This window comes from Pantoea sp. AS-PWVM4 (assembly GCF_000468095.1).
In the GTDB taxonomy this organism is placed as follows: domain Bacteria; phylum Pseudomonadota; class Gammaproteobacteria; order Enterobacterales; family Enterobacteriaceae; genus Pantoea; species Pantoea phytobeneficialis.
Genome location: NZ_ASZC01000002.1, coordinates 474,389 through 488,620, shown reverse-complemented (window position 1 = coordinate 488,620; position 14,232 = coordinate 474,389). Strand labels below are relative to the sequence as shown.

Sequence of the window (14,232 nt, the reverse complement as noted above, 5' to 3'; positions counted from 1 at the left end):
GCTTCAATCGGGCTTGTCAGTTCCGCTGGCAGGTTTAACCGGGGCTGGCTGATTGTCCGGTACTCCACCACTGGCTGACTTTGCCGCGTCCCGCAACCGCTCAACAGCGCGACTGTCAACAGGAGCAGCAGCGCATTTATCCGCTGCGAGATAGCGCTTAATTTCATTCTGTAATTTCCTATTCTGCTCTGCGGTAACGGCGCGCTGTTCTGCTACCTCGCTCATCACGGCGTTCTGCTGGTTCACTGCTTTTACCAGGTCATTAACGCTTGATGCGAGGTCGTCATTCTTGGAGCGGAGATCGTTGATCTGGCTGTCTTTGCTGTCAGTCAGTTTTTCTAGCCGGTCATTGGTTGCTGACAGCTGTGAGTTACGGGCGTTAAGTCCCCACAGGCAGACACATACCAGGCCAATGATGATGAAGTGAGAATAATTTTTGATGAAGTTGATGATGCTCATGTCTCAAACATCCCCTTTTCTGCTGCGCGGCGGCGAACCAATCCGGGAAGCTCTTTTTTGCCTGCAAAGGTCCACTTCCCAAACTCAGCCGCAGCACCTTTGTAATCCCCGGCGTTGAGCTTTCTCAGCAGGGTGGATTTAACAAAGTTGCCAGCGCCCAGGTTGAATACGAATGACACCATCGCGTCAAACTGGCCCTGCGTGATCTTCACCTTAACGCTGGTGTTTACCGTTAACTCGGCAACCGACAGATCATCACGAAGGAATTTCTCAGCCTGCAATGGTGTAACCACATCATCAGGCTTCACACCGAAAGTGTGACCATAGCCAATCGTAAGAACGCCAACACTGTCACGGTAAGCCTTCAGCTCCAGACCCTCGGAGCGTTTAATCAATTCCATTCCGGCGTTACTGGTTTTCACTGGCATCTCCAAATCGCTTATCAATTAACCGGCGCAGCTTCGTCGAGAGCCAGTCAACACCGAGGAACCCGAGGAACACAGCCGCGACCTGTGTCGCACCAGCGCTGAAGTTCCAGTTAAATACTGAGCCGATCACCTGTAGCGTCGGCTGTAGGAAAAAAGCAAAGATGCTACACATCGCGGCATCCAGAAGACGACGGGGCCATGTATCTTTGCCAATGTAAGTTGCTCTCAGGATCGCCATAACGCCCGCCAGACCGGCATAGCCTGATTCGTTTTTGTGGGCGACCAACCAGGCGATCAGGCTGGCCCAAAACCCAACGTCTTTTTCCGGCATGCGCTTCATCTCCACCTCCCGCTTGTTGGGGTGGCTGTCTGTAGTCAGAAAACAAAAAAGCCAGCTCAATGGCTGGCATCTGAAAAAGGTGCGGGCGCTACCCCGCTGCATTAGCGTGTTATTAATACCCTGCCGCGCATCGGCGTTGATAACCTGGCTCGTCAGCCGCAGGGATAATGCTGTTGTGGATTCGCCACAATATGAAAGGCGCTGGATAGTTGCAGCTATCAAGATGGGTTGGGCTATGAACCCGTCATGCTTTAGCGCCTTTGGTATTGTGTGGAATGGAGAAGCACAAAACAAAAAAACCGCCAGTTGGCGAGGTTTCGATGATAAGCAGTACTGCGTAGTAACGACTCTTATCACACTACATCCTTTTTTGCGTACGCATTAGTGATTTTTTATTAATTTTTCAGTATTATCTGATTTCAATAAAAAATAAACGACCAGAAAACAGTAAGGCACTGAAATGAAAGTAAAAAGCATTGGATTTGAAATAGAAAACCCAAATCAATTCATTAAGACAGGCGATGTATTGGCCGCATTTATCCAGGCATCACGCCGTGTTCATTCATATACTGATTCCTCTCGCCAAATTCTAATGTCAGAGGAACCTGACTATTATGTCGGGATGGTTTTGACATATCGCAACCAGAAGAAAAACTGTAAGTCTACGTTTAGCGGGGGGAAATTTAGACTTAAGGTGGAAGACCTTAAAGGTAGTGAAAAGTTGGTATCTTTTAACTTTTTCTGCCTTAAAAAATCAAATTTGAAAGGACTCTATCTCTACCACCACTCGTCATGCTCAATAAACTCACTTTTTTCTAACTTTCAAACCATCTCTAATGATTACATAAGAAGTGTGAATAAAAAAGAAATAGATGCATTAGGTGAAAAACCAAAGAAAAAAGATGTTATTGCGGTAAATAAGAAATATAAAGAAAGATTTAATTTCAAAATACTCACTACTCAAAGCAGTATTGAGGCCATTCTGGCTCAGTTCAAAAAAATAAAATCCGCATCCTTCCGATTTTCGCACTTACAATTTGAACAAAAGCCTATGTCAGCAATTGAAACCATAACGAAGAATATTGACATTAATTTCTCTATTGATAATGCATCAAGATCAAAAACAAGTAACATTGGGCGACTTATATCAGATGCATATGGTTCTGTCAGTAACATCCTGAAAGCTAAGGTTGTAGCTTTAGACTATAATGATAATGAGAGGTTTATTGATGTTATGAATTGCCCAACGTTCTTCGATGAGTATGATTTCGACCTTATCGCAGATAAAGTTGATGGTTTGACAAATGACAACTATTCTTCCAGTGAAGTAATTGATATAATAAAGGACCAAATAATGAATGGTAAAAACAAAAATGTTTTTATATGACTGGATATTGTCGCAGAGGATACGTTATCAATACATTTTTCTTGCCTTGCTTTCTGTCCTGGCATTGCTAGGACTCATTATGCTTTATAAAAACTCCCCAGAGTTAAACTCTAAATTCTTTGAGTTCCACCATAAAAATTTAAGAGGTTATCTTTTTTCTGGGTTTATATCTGTTGGTTCTTTCTTGTTGAGTCTTCATACTTTTGTTATAGTAAATTTAAAAGAAAAGGTTTTTGGAACCAAAGAATACAGAGAAACATTTAGCCATGCAACTGGCATTGACGTTGACTCCATAGATGAGGGCGAATTATTTAAGCCTCTTGATAATTTATCTGCATTCATAAACACATCCATCTGGCTTTCAATTACAACGGCCATATCTCAATTTACGCTAGGCTTATCCACTAACTTCTATGCATGTCTTTTCTGTGTGTGGCTTGCCATATTAACCATATTCTTCATGCTCCACTCATTGATTATTATAAGGGATAATATAAAGGTCTTCCTGAAACAAAAAGGCGGGAAGTGACCGCCTTTTTCATCACATGCTTAATATAGCATACTCAAGCAACCATCTATAAATCCCATTGCTGCCTGTAACTCTTTCCTAATAGTTCCATCCGAACACTTTCTTTTTTTAGCTATCGTTCGCAATGATATCCCAATAACAAAATGTGCAATGATCAATTCAAACTCATCTGGTTTGTATTTTCTTAATCTAGCAACACAACTATCAATCATTATACCTTCATCATCGTTGCACTGAATACGTGAGCTTTTCCCATGAGGCAGAAGTCCTTTGAATCCAGCGGCAATTGGCTGCCAATCAACTCCACTACTTTCCGCAGCCGCCCACGCCCCCCAGCAATCTAAAACATGTGTCATGTCACGCATCGTTATTTCTCCATACCGTTTTATTTTTCGCTATCCCGATCACGCCGATGCCTATGGTGCGATCAAGGAATCTGAACAGCAGTTCTGTCTGGCCCCCGTATTTGTTTTCGAATGCCACCGGGTCACGGTGGAGTTCGTCGTGATGCGCCCTGCAAAGCGGTATCACAAACAAATCGTGTGCCTTGGTTCCCATTCCTCCCTGTCCGTGTCCGATGATGTGGTGCGGGTCATCTGCTGGTTTATTACAGCAGGCGCATGGCTGCGCTTTTACCCACCGTGTGTACTTCTCGTTTTCCAGTCGGCGGCGCTTTGGCCGCTTCATGAATGATTCCGGTGATTCCGGGTCGATAGCCAGGCTGATGACGGCTTTAACCACCTCTGCCGCTTCCTGTATCACTTCCCGTGCAGCCCGTTCCGGCTGGATGCGTGATTCCTTCAGTGCTCCTGTAGCCGGTTTCTCTTCTGGCATACGCAGCACACGGCGCGCTGGTGCTTCAGGTATCAGGTCCGTAACGTCATTAAGACAGGCCCACCAGCACAGCTCTGGTAATGTCATCCGATGGTCTGAACCTAACCCCATCTGAATACAGGCGGATTCGATAATCCACCGCGCCAGATTACCAGCGGCAACACTTTCAAGTGATTCAGGTAAGCCATTCTCACGGCAGTAATTATCATCGTGATAACACAGGCAAACCGTTCCCGATTCGGTGCGCAAGGTAGTGTAATGCGGATGATGATAGGAATCCTTTTTCTGAAGCTGGCAGGCGTTAATTTTTTGCACCCACGCGTCATGCACTTCCCAGCCACCAGCAGCTTTGATTACCCGGTCATCATTAAAGAATCCTGCCAGTGATTTTTCGTCCAGTAATGGCTGGCTGCTGTCGTTGATTAAGCCTGATGGCAGGTCGGCCATTTCTGATGTTGGGGTGCTGATCAGGACGCGTCCACGGAACAGCGAATGCAAATCTTTGCCGGGCTTAAACAGCACAACCCCAATGCGCGGAACCAGCTCAGGTGTTAACAATGCCCTCATGCAGCCACCGCCTGATAGTCAGTGATCGTCACTTCAGCTTTGCCGCCTTTGATGATCGGCCCCCACTCAATGATGATTCGCTTAATCTGGCTGTCGTCTTTCCAGACACCGGCATGCGTCAGGCTGTCGAATAGCGCTTTCTGGTAGTTGTCCAGGTCGCGCCTTAATCGGGTTGGCGGGTACAGGATCACATTCACCTGAACGTCAGTAGTGATCGGCTTGGGGCGGCGCTTTAACTGCTCCAGCACGCTGTAAATCGCACTGGAACGGAAAGAGCGCCCGGAGGCGCTGATTAATACTCCCTTTGGCGTGTTACGCCAGTAGGTGTTTACTGTTGGAGGGAATGGCAGGGTTAACTTCATGCCGCGCCCTCCTGCTGCTGGTATCGTTCAAACCAGAAAACAATCGGTGATGCAGTTACCTGAATCTGCCGGAATCTCTCGGCTGTACGAAAATTAACACTGTATTGTCTCGCCCGTTCTGCCTGCTCTGCGATTTGCTCCCGGAATCCTTCAAGGCTGAATGTGGCTTTGAAGAGGTTGCACGGTGCGCACGCCGGAAACAGGTTTTCCATAACATCGTTTTCGGGCTTCCAGTGCTCGCCAGTGGCAACCGTTCTTCGTGTGCCATCTGCCTGGCGGGGGCCAAACCCCCACTTGCGCAACGCCGCCTCTACGTGGTCAGCGTGCCAGCCCTTTTCAGGCAAATCACAACCGCAATAAGCGCACCGGCCACCAAATTTCATGCGCAATTCAGCGCGCTGTTTAGGGGTTAATTTCATTTAGCTCCCTTCTTAATTGCATCAACCAAATGAAGCTCACGAAGGACTCGGACAAACAGTTCAGGATTAATCCACATTGCGTAGGCGAAAAGCAGCTCCCGGCAAGCATAGGTGCCCTGAACTGAACCGCCTTTGATGATATGAACTTTTGTCCATGATTCACCAGGCAAAGAAGTGATAATTGTCTTAGCAGTATGAGTGCTTAGAAAATACTGTGGTCGGTGCCTGTTTTCATTTCCGCTGGCTTTGTGAAGATCATTAGCACAATACAACTTGTCCTCGAATTTATTGATGACAACACCATTGATTATCAATTCATTGCTATGACGGTTATTATCATGAAGCAATTCTTCCAATATGCAGTAGGCAAGGCTTACGTTTTCTTCTGCGTAATCACGTAGCAATAAGCTGTTTTCATCGTTAACTTTGATAGAGCTAATTGCATCAGCCATTTCATGCAGGTGGCCCTTTGCATCATTCAAATCCGAATAGAAATCAATAGCACTCATTGACACTCCCCTTTTTCTGATTTCAGAAAGTCATGGAATTCACAGATGATTAGCTCAATTTCTCTTTGATATTCGAGTGGCAGAGAAAGAATCAGTTTTCCCTCATCCGCAGATGAAACTGCATTGTGGAAAATTATTTCCAGTAGTCTACGCGCTCGAATGGGGCTGAACTCAGGGATAGCAGCGGAACGGGTCAGCTTCTTCTTGCCACTGGCTTTGGCCTTCTCCAGTTGGGTTCTGGCTACCGTCTCGGCTTTGGCTCCATGCTCCCGGACCATTGCTACAGCGGTCGTCGCGGCAACTTCCCCGGTTTTGACCATAGCGATCAGGCCGTCACCCACAGTAAGTAACTGGAGGTGATGATCGACATCTGCCACTGAGCGCTTAACTTTCTTCGCAATTTCTGCCGGTTCCCAGCCCTGATTGATCATGCGCTGATACGCGGCGGCACGTTCCAGCGGTTCCAGTGCCCTGCCCTGGCTGCTTGTGACCATGAATGCAATGCGATCGGCTTCACTGCCTACAAAGTCTTTGCACTCCAGGCGGATTTCATGGCCTGCTGCCTGTGCCAGCTTCGCGCCGTGCCAGCGGTGATGGCCGTCGATAATCTTAACGCCCTGCTCTGTCACCTGAACGGTCAGCGGCGGAACGTGCTCACCGGCGATAAACGCGTCGCGGAATTCTTCAACGTGTGTCTGGTCAATCTCTCGGACGTTGTAACCCGGCTCGATGTAGAGTTCATCCACGCCCAGCAGGTAAGTTTTGCGGACAGTGATGTTTGTTTCGTTGTCGTCTTTGTTTTTATAAACCTGAAGTAAATTACTCATTGGTGTGTCAGCTCCCATGCCAGGGCAAAAATCAGACCGGTTATCATCAGGACCGCAGGACGTGCTCCACGGTAGAAATCTTCATTGCGCCGCCAGTGGCGCTGTATGGCTGCTTTCATCGGAAGTTACCCCTGCGGCAGAAAGGATCAGGACCAGGTCGAGGGTCTTTCTCTCTGGCCCTCTCGACACACAGGATTGCCTTGATTCGTGCCTTCTCGCGTAGCCCCGGCTTGAGTGTTGCCTCTTGGGCCTGATGCCAGACGTGCGCGGCTGGGTTCCATAAATTCCGCTCTTGAAGGCGATATGCCTCGTCACAAAGCGCAATGTATTTCTCATCACCCTCGCCTGCTGGCTCTGCGGTGTAGTAACGGGCTTCGGCATCACTCCAGATATCACCAACAGCAACCATCACTGGCAGAGATGCGCCAACAGTGCTGCGGGTGCGTCCGATTGCATTGGCAATCTGCGCAGGGGTCTGACCGGGAAAACTCATCAGGTGAGTCAGAATCAACGTTTCTGTGTTCATCATTCCCCCCGCCAGCCGTCTGGATGCGCATAATCAACACTCGCGGTTTGGTTAACATCACGCTGACCGCCAGTCTTTGGCAGGTCGTTGGCGCGCTCTTCCTTGACCGACAGGTAACAACGTTCGGTGATCAGGTAATCGAAATTCTTTTTGCGCCAGGTGCGGCCTGATGCGTTGTCAGCGCGGTTCTCACACATCCAGCGGCAGTGCTTCGCGATGTAACGCAGGTAAGCAATCCAACGGTCTTGCGTGAAATCGAATTTGCGCCAGAGGCTACGCAGCTTGTCGCGGCGTCCGGTTGTCAGCTCCAGCACTTTTGCCATCTCTGGCAGGATTTCGTGATAAGCCTCGATAACGGACTGGTAATCCATTTTTGGTTGCTGCTCGTCGGCTGGCGCAGCCAGTTGACCAACAGGTTTTTTACTTGATGGATCATGTTTTGAATTTACTGACGGATCGTCGCCAGATTCTGGCGGGTGAAAACCTGTGTTTTTGTCGGATTCTGGTGCATCAGATTTTGATGCGTCAGAAACTGATGCACCGGATTTTGACGCGTCAGATTTTGATGTGTCAGATTCTGATGCGTCAGATTCTGACAGGTGAAGCGCAGCAGCTTCGCGCAGCTTCTTAACGTTCAACTGGTACATGTTGGAGTTATTGCGGTTGCCCTTGCGGCGCGGCGTGGTGGTAAGCCAGCCTTCGCTTTCCAGCTTTCTCAGTGAGGTACGGACAGTGCTCGGGCCAGCGCCAATTTGACGGGCGATAGTCGCGATAGAAGGCCAGCAAAGCCCCTCATCGCTGGAGAAGTCAGCCAGGCGCGCCATGATGGCTACGCTGGTGATCTTCATCCCCGATGCGGCACATCCGTCCCAGACGTATGCAGATAATTTAACGCTCATCCCTGACCCCTATTTCCCTGAAGTAACGCTGGAACTGGTCAAGAGGGCTGAAGCACTCGCCATGTTCGTAGTTTTCGCGAAGGTAGATAACCCGGTTTGATTCAGGCTCCCAGCGGATGACTTTGACGGGAACGCCCCGCTTGTCGGTAAATCGTCGGTCGAGGATTCGCAATGCTCTGTCTCCGGCTTACGATAAAAATCATTCCACTCGGTCTGAACTACCATCATGCTCACTTCCTGGTAGTTGCCGGGTCCACCAGCAGCGGGTAATCTCTGTTCAAACACCAGCGCACCAGCTACCAAACGGCAGCGAAATTGCACTGATGGCTTATTTCTGCGTAAAATGTTCATGCGATTAACTCTCCATACCAGTTGATTTACTCGCAAACCGACGCCTGGGGCTGCAACCTCGGGCGTCAACCTTTCTGACGCTGTCAAAACTTTCATCACGCCTCCGGCGACTCAAAATGCATTCCCGCCATCTCTGCTTTGCGATTGCTCGCTACAAACATATCCACCGAATGATCCGAGACACCCACGCCATAGAGCGCAAGAAAGCCCATAAAGCCGTGAATCTGATGACGGATTTTTTTGTTAAAAAGCTCGGAAAGGGTTTTGCGTTCGTGGTTGTCGATCACACCATCTGACACGGCTGCAAGTTTGGCGGTCGCAAGCTCACCAGCGGCTGCACTGGTTTTCAGTTCGATGTCAAAGAGATCAACCTTGTCCACGTTCTGCACTGATGAGATGTCCACCAGCGTCAGGCGACGACGAGCGGCAAAGTATTCAGCCAGGTGGTTAGTGCGCGACAGGTCTTCCATCTTCATCAGCTCATCAACCGTGAAAAAACGACTCTGGCACTTTCGGTAAAGGTGGTTGTGAAACTGATCAATGGACATGCCTAAGCCTTTAGCCATGCCCAATCGGCCAGCGGGGTGAGCTTTGCACATCAGGCGGATTGCTGTTTTAAGTGTGTCTACCATTTCGGTTTTCCTTTGGTAGTTACTGGGTTTGTTAGAGTTGTTTAACATCAGCCACACCATCAGATGGGCTTGGATACAAATCGGGCCTAAGTTCATGAGGTGTCACACCAGTGATCTGGAAGATGCTGATGACTCGCTCAGCAGGTACTACCCCTGATGAGCGGCTCTGCCAGTAACTTACAGTCATTGGAGATACACCAAGTTTCAGAGCCAAAGCGCGCGCGGAACCTGCCGCTTTAATCGCTTTGTTCAAAGCTTCCATTATTCATCTCCGGTTTATATTTGACAGGAACATTAAACAATAAGTTTACAGTGCAGTCAACTATGTGTTTATTCCCCTATGTAAACAGAACGTTTACAATCGAGTTTTGAATATGAACAGTGCGATACCACTTATGAGTAAGGCGACGACAAGGCTGGATGAGCTGCTGAAGGCTGCAAATTTGAGTAAAGCGGACCTTGCGAGGATTGCGGGGGTTTCACCTCAAGCGGTTAATAACTGGTTTAAGCGCGGAGAAATTGGTAAAGATTCGGCCATAAAAATTTCGGCGGCTACGGGTTTGGATTTATCCTGGGTTCTTGGTGAAAGTGAGCAGATGTATTCAACACCACACCAGAAACCTGCAAACGAGGTTGAAGTAGTTGGCAACATCATGAATGGGGTTATCCCCGTTAAAGGTGATGCTGTTCTGGGCATGGATGGGCTTATTGATATGATGGAGTTTCACGCCGGTTGGCTTAGAATTTATAGCGATGACCGTGAAGCTTATGGCTTGAGGGTTCGAGGGGATAGCATGTGGCCCCGTATCCAATCAGGTGAGTTTGTAGTGATCGAACCAAACACGAAGGTTCACCCTGGTGATGAAGTATTCATTAGAACTTCAGATGGTCACAACATGATCAAGATTCTCAATTACAATCGCGCAGGTGATTACCAATTCACGAGCATAAACAACGATCATAAGCCCTTCACCTTACCAGTTAACCAAGTAGAAAAAATCCACTTTGTCTCAGGAATAATCAAAGCAACACGTTTTATTTCTGCCGATGACGTTGGCAAAGAATAGTCCCGAATCAATGAATAAACCGGCCAAGTGCCGGTTTTTTTATGCCTGAAGCCTGGCCCCTCGAAGTAAACAAAATATTTATCAACTCATAGTTGACTCATTTATAAACATATAGTTTAATCACCCTATCGAGCGATTTCTGAGGAACATCAGATGAAGATGGTAAAGAACATGGCGAACACCAGCCTGGCCGACTTACTCACCTTCCTGAGACTGTTCCCTGAGGCTGAGCTGATTTGTGATGGTGATCTGTGTGTAGTGACGGTGGAGTGTTAGGCGCTTTGAGCAAGTAGTTGTTTGGCGGTTTCTCTGGTGATTGCTCTGGTTTAACCGCCCCTTTTTTCACAACGACAAGGGCATTTGCAAAACGGGTGTTTTCGAACGCTTTAGAGACGTGGAGTAAGTGCCCTTGATTTTTGTGGTAATTGAGTTCGTTTATAAATCAAAGAGGAATTTTCATGAAATTAAAGGCCCTGTTTCTCCTAGGTTTGCTGTCGTTTGGTAGCCAGGCTGAAACGTTTAATGTCAGTGCTATCAGCAACTGCATTTACCCACCGCTCAGTAATACCCAGATTCAAAAAGGTACCCCTATTCTGTTCAGTCTGAGTCAGGGTACTTACACCTTTTCTTTGTCATCTAACACCATGAACTGCCAGGGCGGCACTGGTTGCCCTATTGATCGTGTGTTTTTGCAAGGTGGTATGGGTAATGCGCGCTGGGGTGCAACAGTCAGCAGCTCACCGACTACCGTCACGGTTACACAGCCTACTGCAACATTCCAGGCTTTCATTAGTGACGATTCGTGTAGCAACAATGTGGGTAGCGCCACTATTCAGGCGACAAAAGTCAATTAAGCAGCAATCTCAGTTTTTGAATTAACTCGCCGCAAGGCGGGTTATTCAACAAAGGTAAGTCGCCGTGAAACATTCCGGCACACAACAGGCAAGAGCATTGGCCGATGGCGGGTATAGCGCCTGAAGCACCCTGACAGTGCTCTTACCGTTGTGGTGAATGCGGCTCAGCGCTCGCGGTAAAACTGACAATCACCTTAGTATCAGGTGCGTCAATACTATCAGTCACCGCCCTGCACTTTGTCAGCTTACACAGGGCACCGGGAGGCACCCGGCACCACACATCCTTTCAGGTATGGAGTAGCGGCGGTGAGTGTTGCAGTGCTCACCTGCCAATTTGAATGAATCCCTTTTTGCTTTATTGCCAATACCGGCAAGGGATTCGTGCAACCAAAAAACGGTATGGAGAGATATATGCAGCATCCAAACGATCACATCGTTGTCGGGATTATCACCCTTCCCTACAGCATCATCCTGGGTGGCTGGGTTATGCCTGACGGCTCAATCATCAGCAACCCGCTGGCGGCACAGAAAGAAGCTGAACGCCTGAATAATGCTAACCGCACCATTCACTGAGGCCACCAGCATGCACAACACAAAATCAAACAGAGAAGTGGTTAAAGCTGCTCACGAATTTTCAAAGGCACTGACCGTTGAAACCGCACTGATCGACATCGCGAAGATGATTAGTGACCTCGCTACCCGTCTCGATGTCGCAAACACCCGCGCTAACGTCATGGCCGGTGAAGTCCTGCGACTTAATGCGCTGATTCCCGGCGCTATCAAAGCGCTCCAGTCTGTAGGTGATCATGACAGCCTCATCGCTGACCTTAACGAAGCGATGATCACCCCTACTTCAGACCTGTGGATTAAAGAGCTGAACGCTCAGGCAGTCGGGCAAACGCATAAATACGTCCAGCTCCGGGCAAACCACCAGCAGCCAGGTGTTTCGCACTGCCTCAATCTCATCTCCCAACTGGAGATGGACCTGTTACGCGCCAATCAGCCAACTGAGGTCCACTGATGCCTACCAAATGCAACTGCCTGGATCAGGCAAATGAAAAGCTACACGCGCATCTGATGGAAGGCGTCCCGGAAGGCAGTGAATTAGGTTCTTCATGGGATGGGTGTGGTTGGGACAACCAAGTTATGTCATTCGGAAAGAATTCCGGGGTACATGTCATGCTCAGGTACCGACTTGCTTATCGCCTGAAAAAGAAAAACGGGGAGTTGGCTAAGAATTTCACCCGTAAAGAGTGCTCGCTGAAAATGACGTATTGCCCGCTGTGCGGCAACAAGTTGGAGGGTGATGAGTGATTAAGCTGAAAATGTTTACGCTTGATGGCCCTACCATCATTGAAACCAACGCTGTGACGCAATTTAGCCCTGATTCTGCTCGTGGCGGCAATTACACCAGGATTGAAACGGTTGATGCTGACGGTTCCTTTTCCGAAGTGGTAGTTAAACATGATTTCCACCAGGTAACTCAGGCATTAGCTAACGCATGGTCGATGGAAGAAAAGGCGGTGAACCATGCGTGACCACGAATTCTATCGCAAGGAATGGATGACCGAGGACCAGTTTTCATGCTTCCAGATGCTTTGCGACATTATGGGCGGTGGTAATCACTTGTGCGGAACGGTAAAGCCTTTTTCGCGTGGCATTGAACTCAACACTCGCAGTTTTAATGCAGCGACATTTGATTTTGATGGGCTGACTAAGGCGGTGATTTTGGCGCACGACCGCTGTATTCGCTTTGAAATTTGCCCGTCCGGACCCGGCATGGTGAAGCTGGTTCTGTTTAAAAGGCAGCGGGAAGGCAGAATGTTTGAACGCCACCCAACCATTGAGGAAGCGATAGCAAAACATCGGGAGGTGGACCATGCGTGAACGCGGAATGATTTTCAACGCCGACATGGTTCGGGCAGTTCTGAACGGCAGCAAGACGCAGACGCGCCGGTTGATTGACTGGCGGCGCACTACTCGCGCTACTGAAATTGCGGAGCGTGATGATGGTAGCAACTGGCCGTGGTCAGAAGATTGTGAGAATGGCGGTGATTATTGGCATGCCTGCCCGTTCGGTGCAGTAGGTGATCGCCTGTGGGTGCGTGAGACGTTCGGATTTGAAATCCGCTCAGTTGGCGGCGCACCTCATGAACAGCTTGTTTATCGCGCATCTAAGCCTGACGCGGTGCGTTTGTATGACTGCAACGGCAAGCCGCACCCGATGAAATGGACGCCATCACTTCATATGCGCCGCAAATATTCCCGCATAACGCTGGAGATTACCGGCGTTCGTGTGGAGCGGTTGCGTGATATGACGGAGCGGGACGCAATTGCTGAAGGTTGCTTAGGTGGTCATGACTCAATTCCCGGTTACATGTACAGCGCTACACCTCATGAGCACTTTCATCACGTATGGGAATCCATCTACGGAGAGGAAAGCTGGCAGGCTAACCCTTGGGTGTGGGTTATTGAGTTTAAGCGTGTGGAGGGTGGCAGCCATGATTAAGGGGGATTTGATCAGTTGCCAGCGTTACATCAACAGGGCAAAGGTTTTAGACAAAGCCTCCCGGTTTAAGCGCTTCATTGTGGCTGTATATCCAATTGTGTTGCGCGGAAAGCAATACACCGTCTTGATGGACGGGCATCACAACTATGCTGCTGCGAAACTCGTTGGGGCCACTCCCGATTATCGACCTGTCGGAAAGAAAGCATTGCGGATTCTTAATGCGATGCCTGAGAAAGAGCGGGAAGCCCACTTCATCAACAACATCACGGACAGCCATTACTATTTTGTTGAAACCGGGGAAGTGGTTGAGGATTTAGTGTTACCGGATACCTCTTATCCCCTTGCGGTGCATGTAAATAATCAGTGGGTGCTCGGTCATGGCTAAGTCACCCGCAGAACGCAAACAGGAACAGCGCGCACGTCAGGCCACTGCCGGTGATAAGAAACTTGAGCTTGTGCTCGATAATCAGGAACTCGAAATGCTGGCGCAGAATTGCGCCGGTCGTCGCCCTGGGCGTGAACCATATGAGCTGTATGAGTACATCACCACGCTTATTCGTATCGATAACGCCCAACTTAATCAACAGGTGGCAGAACTGAATAAACGTAATTGTGGCCGCTGTGGTGATCAGTTGCCGGTTACTGAATGTTGCTTTAGAGGTGAAAACGCTTGCTGGCTAACTCGCGGCTGGCATGAATTGAAATTAAAAATACCATCGTGACATGTCACGAT

At 48.7% G+C, this 14,232-nt stretch carries 27 protein-coding genes and 1 pseudogene; 13 read left to right on the top strand and 15 right to left on the bottom strand.

What is annotated here, in order from left to right; all coding sequences use genetic code 11:
• Nucleotides 1-3: 3 nt before the first annotated feature.
• From L579_RS02485 to L579_RS02475, 3 genes are read right to left on the bottom strand one after another with little or no spacing between them, the layout of a single operon-like run.
• Entirely contained in the window at nt 4-459 is a 456-nt protein-coding gene (locus L579_RS02485) for a hypothetical protein (RefSeq protein WP_021182696.1), read from the bottom strand.
• Entirely contained in the window at nt 456-881 is a 426-nt protein-coding gene (locus L579_RS02480) for a lysozyme (RefSeq protein WP_021182695.1), read from the bottom strand. The genes L579_RS02485 and L579_RS02480 overlap by 4 nt, the downstream gene beginning before the upstream one ends.
• The gene (locus tag L579_RS02475; RefSeq protein WP_021182694.1) at nt 868-1,227 is read right to left on the bottom strand and encodes a phage holin, lambda family; all 360 of its coding nucleotides are present in this window, start codon (nt 1,225-1,227) and stop codon (nt 868-870) included. Before L579_RS02475 ends, L579_RS02480 begins: the two co-directional genes overlap by 14 nt.
• Before the next feature lie 460 nt (nt 1,228-1,687).
• On the opposite strand from L579_RS02475, the gene L579_RS02470 reads away from it, so the two are divergent.
• Both L579_RS02470 and L579_RS02465 read left to right on the top strand, forming a co-directional pair.
• On the top strand, nt 1,688-2,614 hold the full coding sequence (locus tag L579_RS02470; protein ID WP_021182693.1) for a hypothetical protein: 927 nt from the start codon (nt 1,688-1,690) through the stop codon (nt 2,612-2,614).
• Nucleotides 2,601-3,143 carry a hypothetical protein gene (locus L579_RS02465; protein WP_036624666.1) on the top strand — a complete coding sequence of 181 codons (543 nt, stop codon included), beginning with the start codon at nt 2,601-2,603 and terminating at the stop codon, nt 3,141-3,143. The genes L579_RS02470 and L579_RS02465 overlap by 14 nt, the downstream gene beginning before the upstream one ends.
• A 20-nt stretch (nt 3,144-3,163) precedes the next feature.
• Here L579_RS02465 and L579_RS02460 read toward each other — a convergent pair whose 3' ends face one another.
• The 12 genes and pseudogenes from L579_RS02460 to L579_RS23135 form a co-directional block, all read right to left on the bottom strand.
• Nucleotides 3,164-3,508: an antiterminator Q family protein gene (locus tag L579_RS02460; protein WP_036624664.1), complete on the bottom strand. Its 345-nt coding sequence runs from the start codon at nt 3,506-3,508 to the stop codon at nt 3,164-3,166.
• Nucleotides 3,501-4,544, bottom strand: coding sequence for a DUF968 domain-containing protein (locus tag L579_RS02455; RefSeq protein ID WP_021182692.1), 1,044 nt, complete (start codon nt 4,542-4,544; stop codon nt 3,501-3,503). Before L579_RS02455 ends, L579_RS02460 begins: the two co-directional genes overlap by 8 nt.
• Nucleotides 4,541-4,906, bottom strand: a complete 366-nt coding sequence (locus tag L579_RS02450) for a RusA family crossover junction endodeoxyribonuclease (RefSeq protein ID WP_021182691.1) — start codon at nt 4,904-4,906, stop codon at nt 4,541-4,543. Before L579_RS02450 ends, L579_RS02455 begins: the two co-directional genes overlap by 4 nt.
• Nucleotides 4,903-5,325 (bottom strand): HNH endonuclease, encoded by a 423-nt coding sequence (locus L579_RS02445; protein ID WP_036624661.1) that lies wholly within the window; start codon nt 5,323-5,325, stop codon nt 4,903-4,905. Before L579_RS02445 ends, L579_RS02450 begins: the two co-directional genes overlap by 4 nt.
• Nucleotides 5,322-5,834: a KilA-N domain-containing protein gene (locus L579_RS22975; RefSeq protein ID WP_051337929.1), complete on the bottom strand. Its 513-nt coding sequence runs from the start codon at nt 5,832-5,834 to the stop codon at nt 5,322-5,324. Before L579_RS22975 ends, L579_RS02445 begins: the two co-directional genes overlap by 4 nt.
• On the bottom strand, nt 5,831-6,661 hold the full coding sequence (locus L579_RS02435) for a ParB/RepB/Spo0J family partition protein (RefSeq protein ID WP_021182690.1): 831 nt from the start codon (nt 6,659-6,661) through the stop codon (nt 5,831-5,833). The genes L579_RS22975 and L579_RS02435 overlap by 4 nt, the downstream gene beginning before the upstream one ends.
• Nucleotides 6,658-6,780, bottom strand: coding sequence for a hypothetical protein (locus L579_RS24260; protein WP_021182689.1), 123 nt, complete (start codon nt 6,778-6,780; stop codon nt 6,658-6,660). Before L579_RS24260 ends, L579_RS02435 begins: the two co-directional genes overlap by 4 nt.
• Complete coding sequence (locus tag L579_RS02430) at nt 6,777-7,190, bottom strand: hypothetical protein (protein ID WP_036624658.1); 414 nt, start codon at nt 7,188-7,190, stop codon at nt 6,777-6,779. Before L579_RS02430 ends, L579_RS24260 begins: the two co-directional genes overlap by 4 nt.
• Before the next feature lie 359 nt (nt 7,191-7,549).
• A pseudogene (locus L579_RS24300) lies at nt 7,550-8,086 on the bottom strand (helix-turn-helix domain-containing protein); the annotation flags it as partial.
• A complete protein-coding gene (locus L579_RS23140; protein ID WP_071783557.1) occupies nt 8,076-8,258 on the bottom strand; it encodes a DUF4222 domain-containing protein in 183 nt (60 codons plus the stop codon). The pseudogene L579_RS24300 and the gene L579_RS23140, both read right to left, overlap by 11 nt.
• Nucleotides 8,259-8,532: 274 nt before the next feature.
• Nucleotides 8,533-9,069, bottom strand: coding sequence for a YmfL family putative regulatory protein (locus L579_RS02415; RefSeq protein WP_036624824.1), 537 nt, complete (start codon nt 9,067-9,069; stop codon nt 8,533-8,535).
• A 31-nt stretch (nt 9,070-9,100) separates the two neighbouring features.
• A complete protein-coding gene (locus tag L579_RS23135; protein ID WP_071783556.1) occupies nt 9,101-9,331 on the bottom strand; it encodes a transcriptional regulator in 231 nt (76 codons plus the stop codon).
• Nucleotides 9,332-9,464: 133 nt separating this feature from the next.
• Between L579_RS23135 and L579_RS02410 the strand changes: the two genes are divergently transcribed.
• The 11 genes from L579_RS02410 to L579_RS02365 all read left to right on the top strand — a co-directional run bounded on the left by L579_RS02410 (nt 9,465) and on the right by L579_RS02365 (nt 14,221).
• A complete protein-coding gene (locus tag L579_RS02410; protein ID WP_235056552.1) occupies nt 9,465-10,136 on the top strand; it encodes a LexA family transcriptional regulator in 672 nt (223 codons plus the stop codon).
• Between the two features lie 153 nt (nt 10,137-10,289).
• Nucleotides 10,290-10,412, top strand: a complete 123-nt coding sequence (locus L579_RS24255; protein ID WP_021182684.1) for a hypothetical protein — start codon at nt 10,290-10,292, stop codon at nt 10,410-10,412.
• Between the two features lie 182 nt (nt 10,413-10,594).
• On the top strand, nt 10,595-10,990 hold the full coding sequence (locus L579_RS02405; protein ID WP_036624652.1) for a hypothetical protein: 396 nt from the start codon (nt 10,595-10,597) through the stop codon (nt 10,988-10,990).
• Nucleotides 10,991-11,401: 411 nt separating this feature from the next.
• On the top strand, nt 11,402-11,563 hold the full coding sequence (locus L579_RS02400; protein WP_021182683.1) for a DUF1317 family protein: 162 nt from the start codon (nt 11,402-11,404) through the stop codon (nt 11,561-11,563).
• Between the two features lie 10 nt (nt 11,564-11,573).
• Nucleotides 11,574-12,011, top strand: a complete 438-nt coding sequence (locus tag L579_RS02395; RefSeq protein ID WP_021182682.1) for a hypothetical protein — start codon at nt 11,574-11,576, stop codon at nt 12,009-12,011.
• Nucleotides 12,011-12,304 (top strand): hypothetical protein, encoded by a 294-nt coding sequence (locus L579_RS02390; protein WP_036624649.1) that lies wholly within the window; start codon nt 12,011-12,013, stop codon nt 12,302-12,304. Before L579_RS02395 ends, L579_RS02390 begins: the two co-directional genes overlap by 1 nt.
• Complete coding sequence (locus L579_RS02385) at nt 12,301-12,528, top strand: hypothetical protein (RefSeq protein WP_021182680.1); 228 nt, start codon at nt 12,301-12,303, stop codon at nt 12,526-12,528. Before L579_RS02390 ends, L579_RS02385 begins: the two co-directional genes overlap by 4 nt.
• Nucleotides 12,521-12,877, top strand: coding sequence for a hypothetical protein (locus L579_RS02380; protein ID WP_036624646.1), 357 nt, complete (start codon nt 12,521-12,523; stop codon nt 12,875-12,877). Before L579_RS02385 ends, L579_RS02380 begins: the two co-directional genes overlap by 8 nt.
• Nucleotides 12,870-13,499, top strand: a complete 630-nt coding sequence (locus L579_RS02375) for a phage-related protein (RefSeq protein ID WP_021182679.1) — start codon at nt 12,870-12,872, stop codon at nt 13,497-13,499. Before L579_RS02380 ends, L579_RS02375 begins: the two co-directional genes overlap by 8 nt.
• Nucleotides 13,492-13,884, top strand: coding sequence for a hypothetical protein (locus L579_RS02370; RefSeq protein ID WP_036624642.1), 393 nt, complete (start codon nt 13,492-13,494; stop codon nt 13,882-13,884). The genes L579_RS02375 and L579_RS02370 overlap by 8 nt, the downstream gene beginning before the upstream one ends.
• Entirely contained in the window at nt 13,877-14,221 is a 345-nt protein-coding gene (locus L579_RS02365; protein ID WP_021182677.1) for a hypothetical protein, read from the top strand. Before L579_RS02370 ends, L579_RS02365 begins: the two co-directional genes overlap by 8 nt.
• The last annotated feature ends 11 nt before the right edge of the window (nt 14,222-14,232 follow it).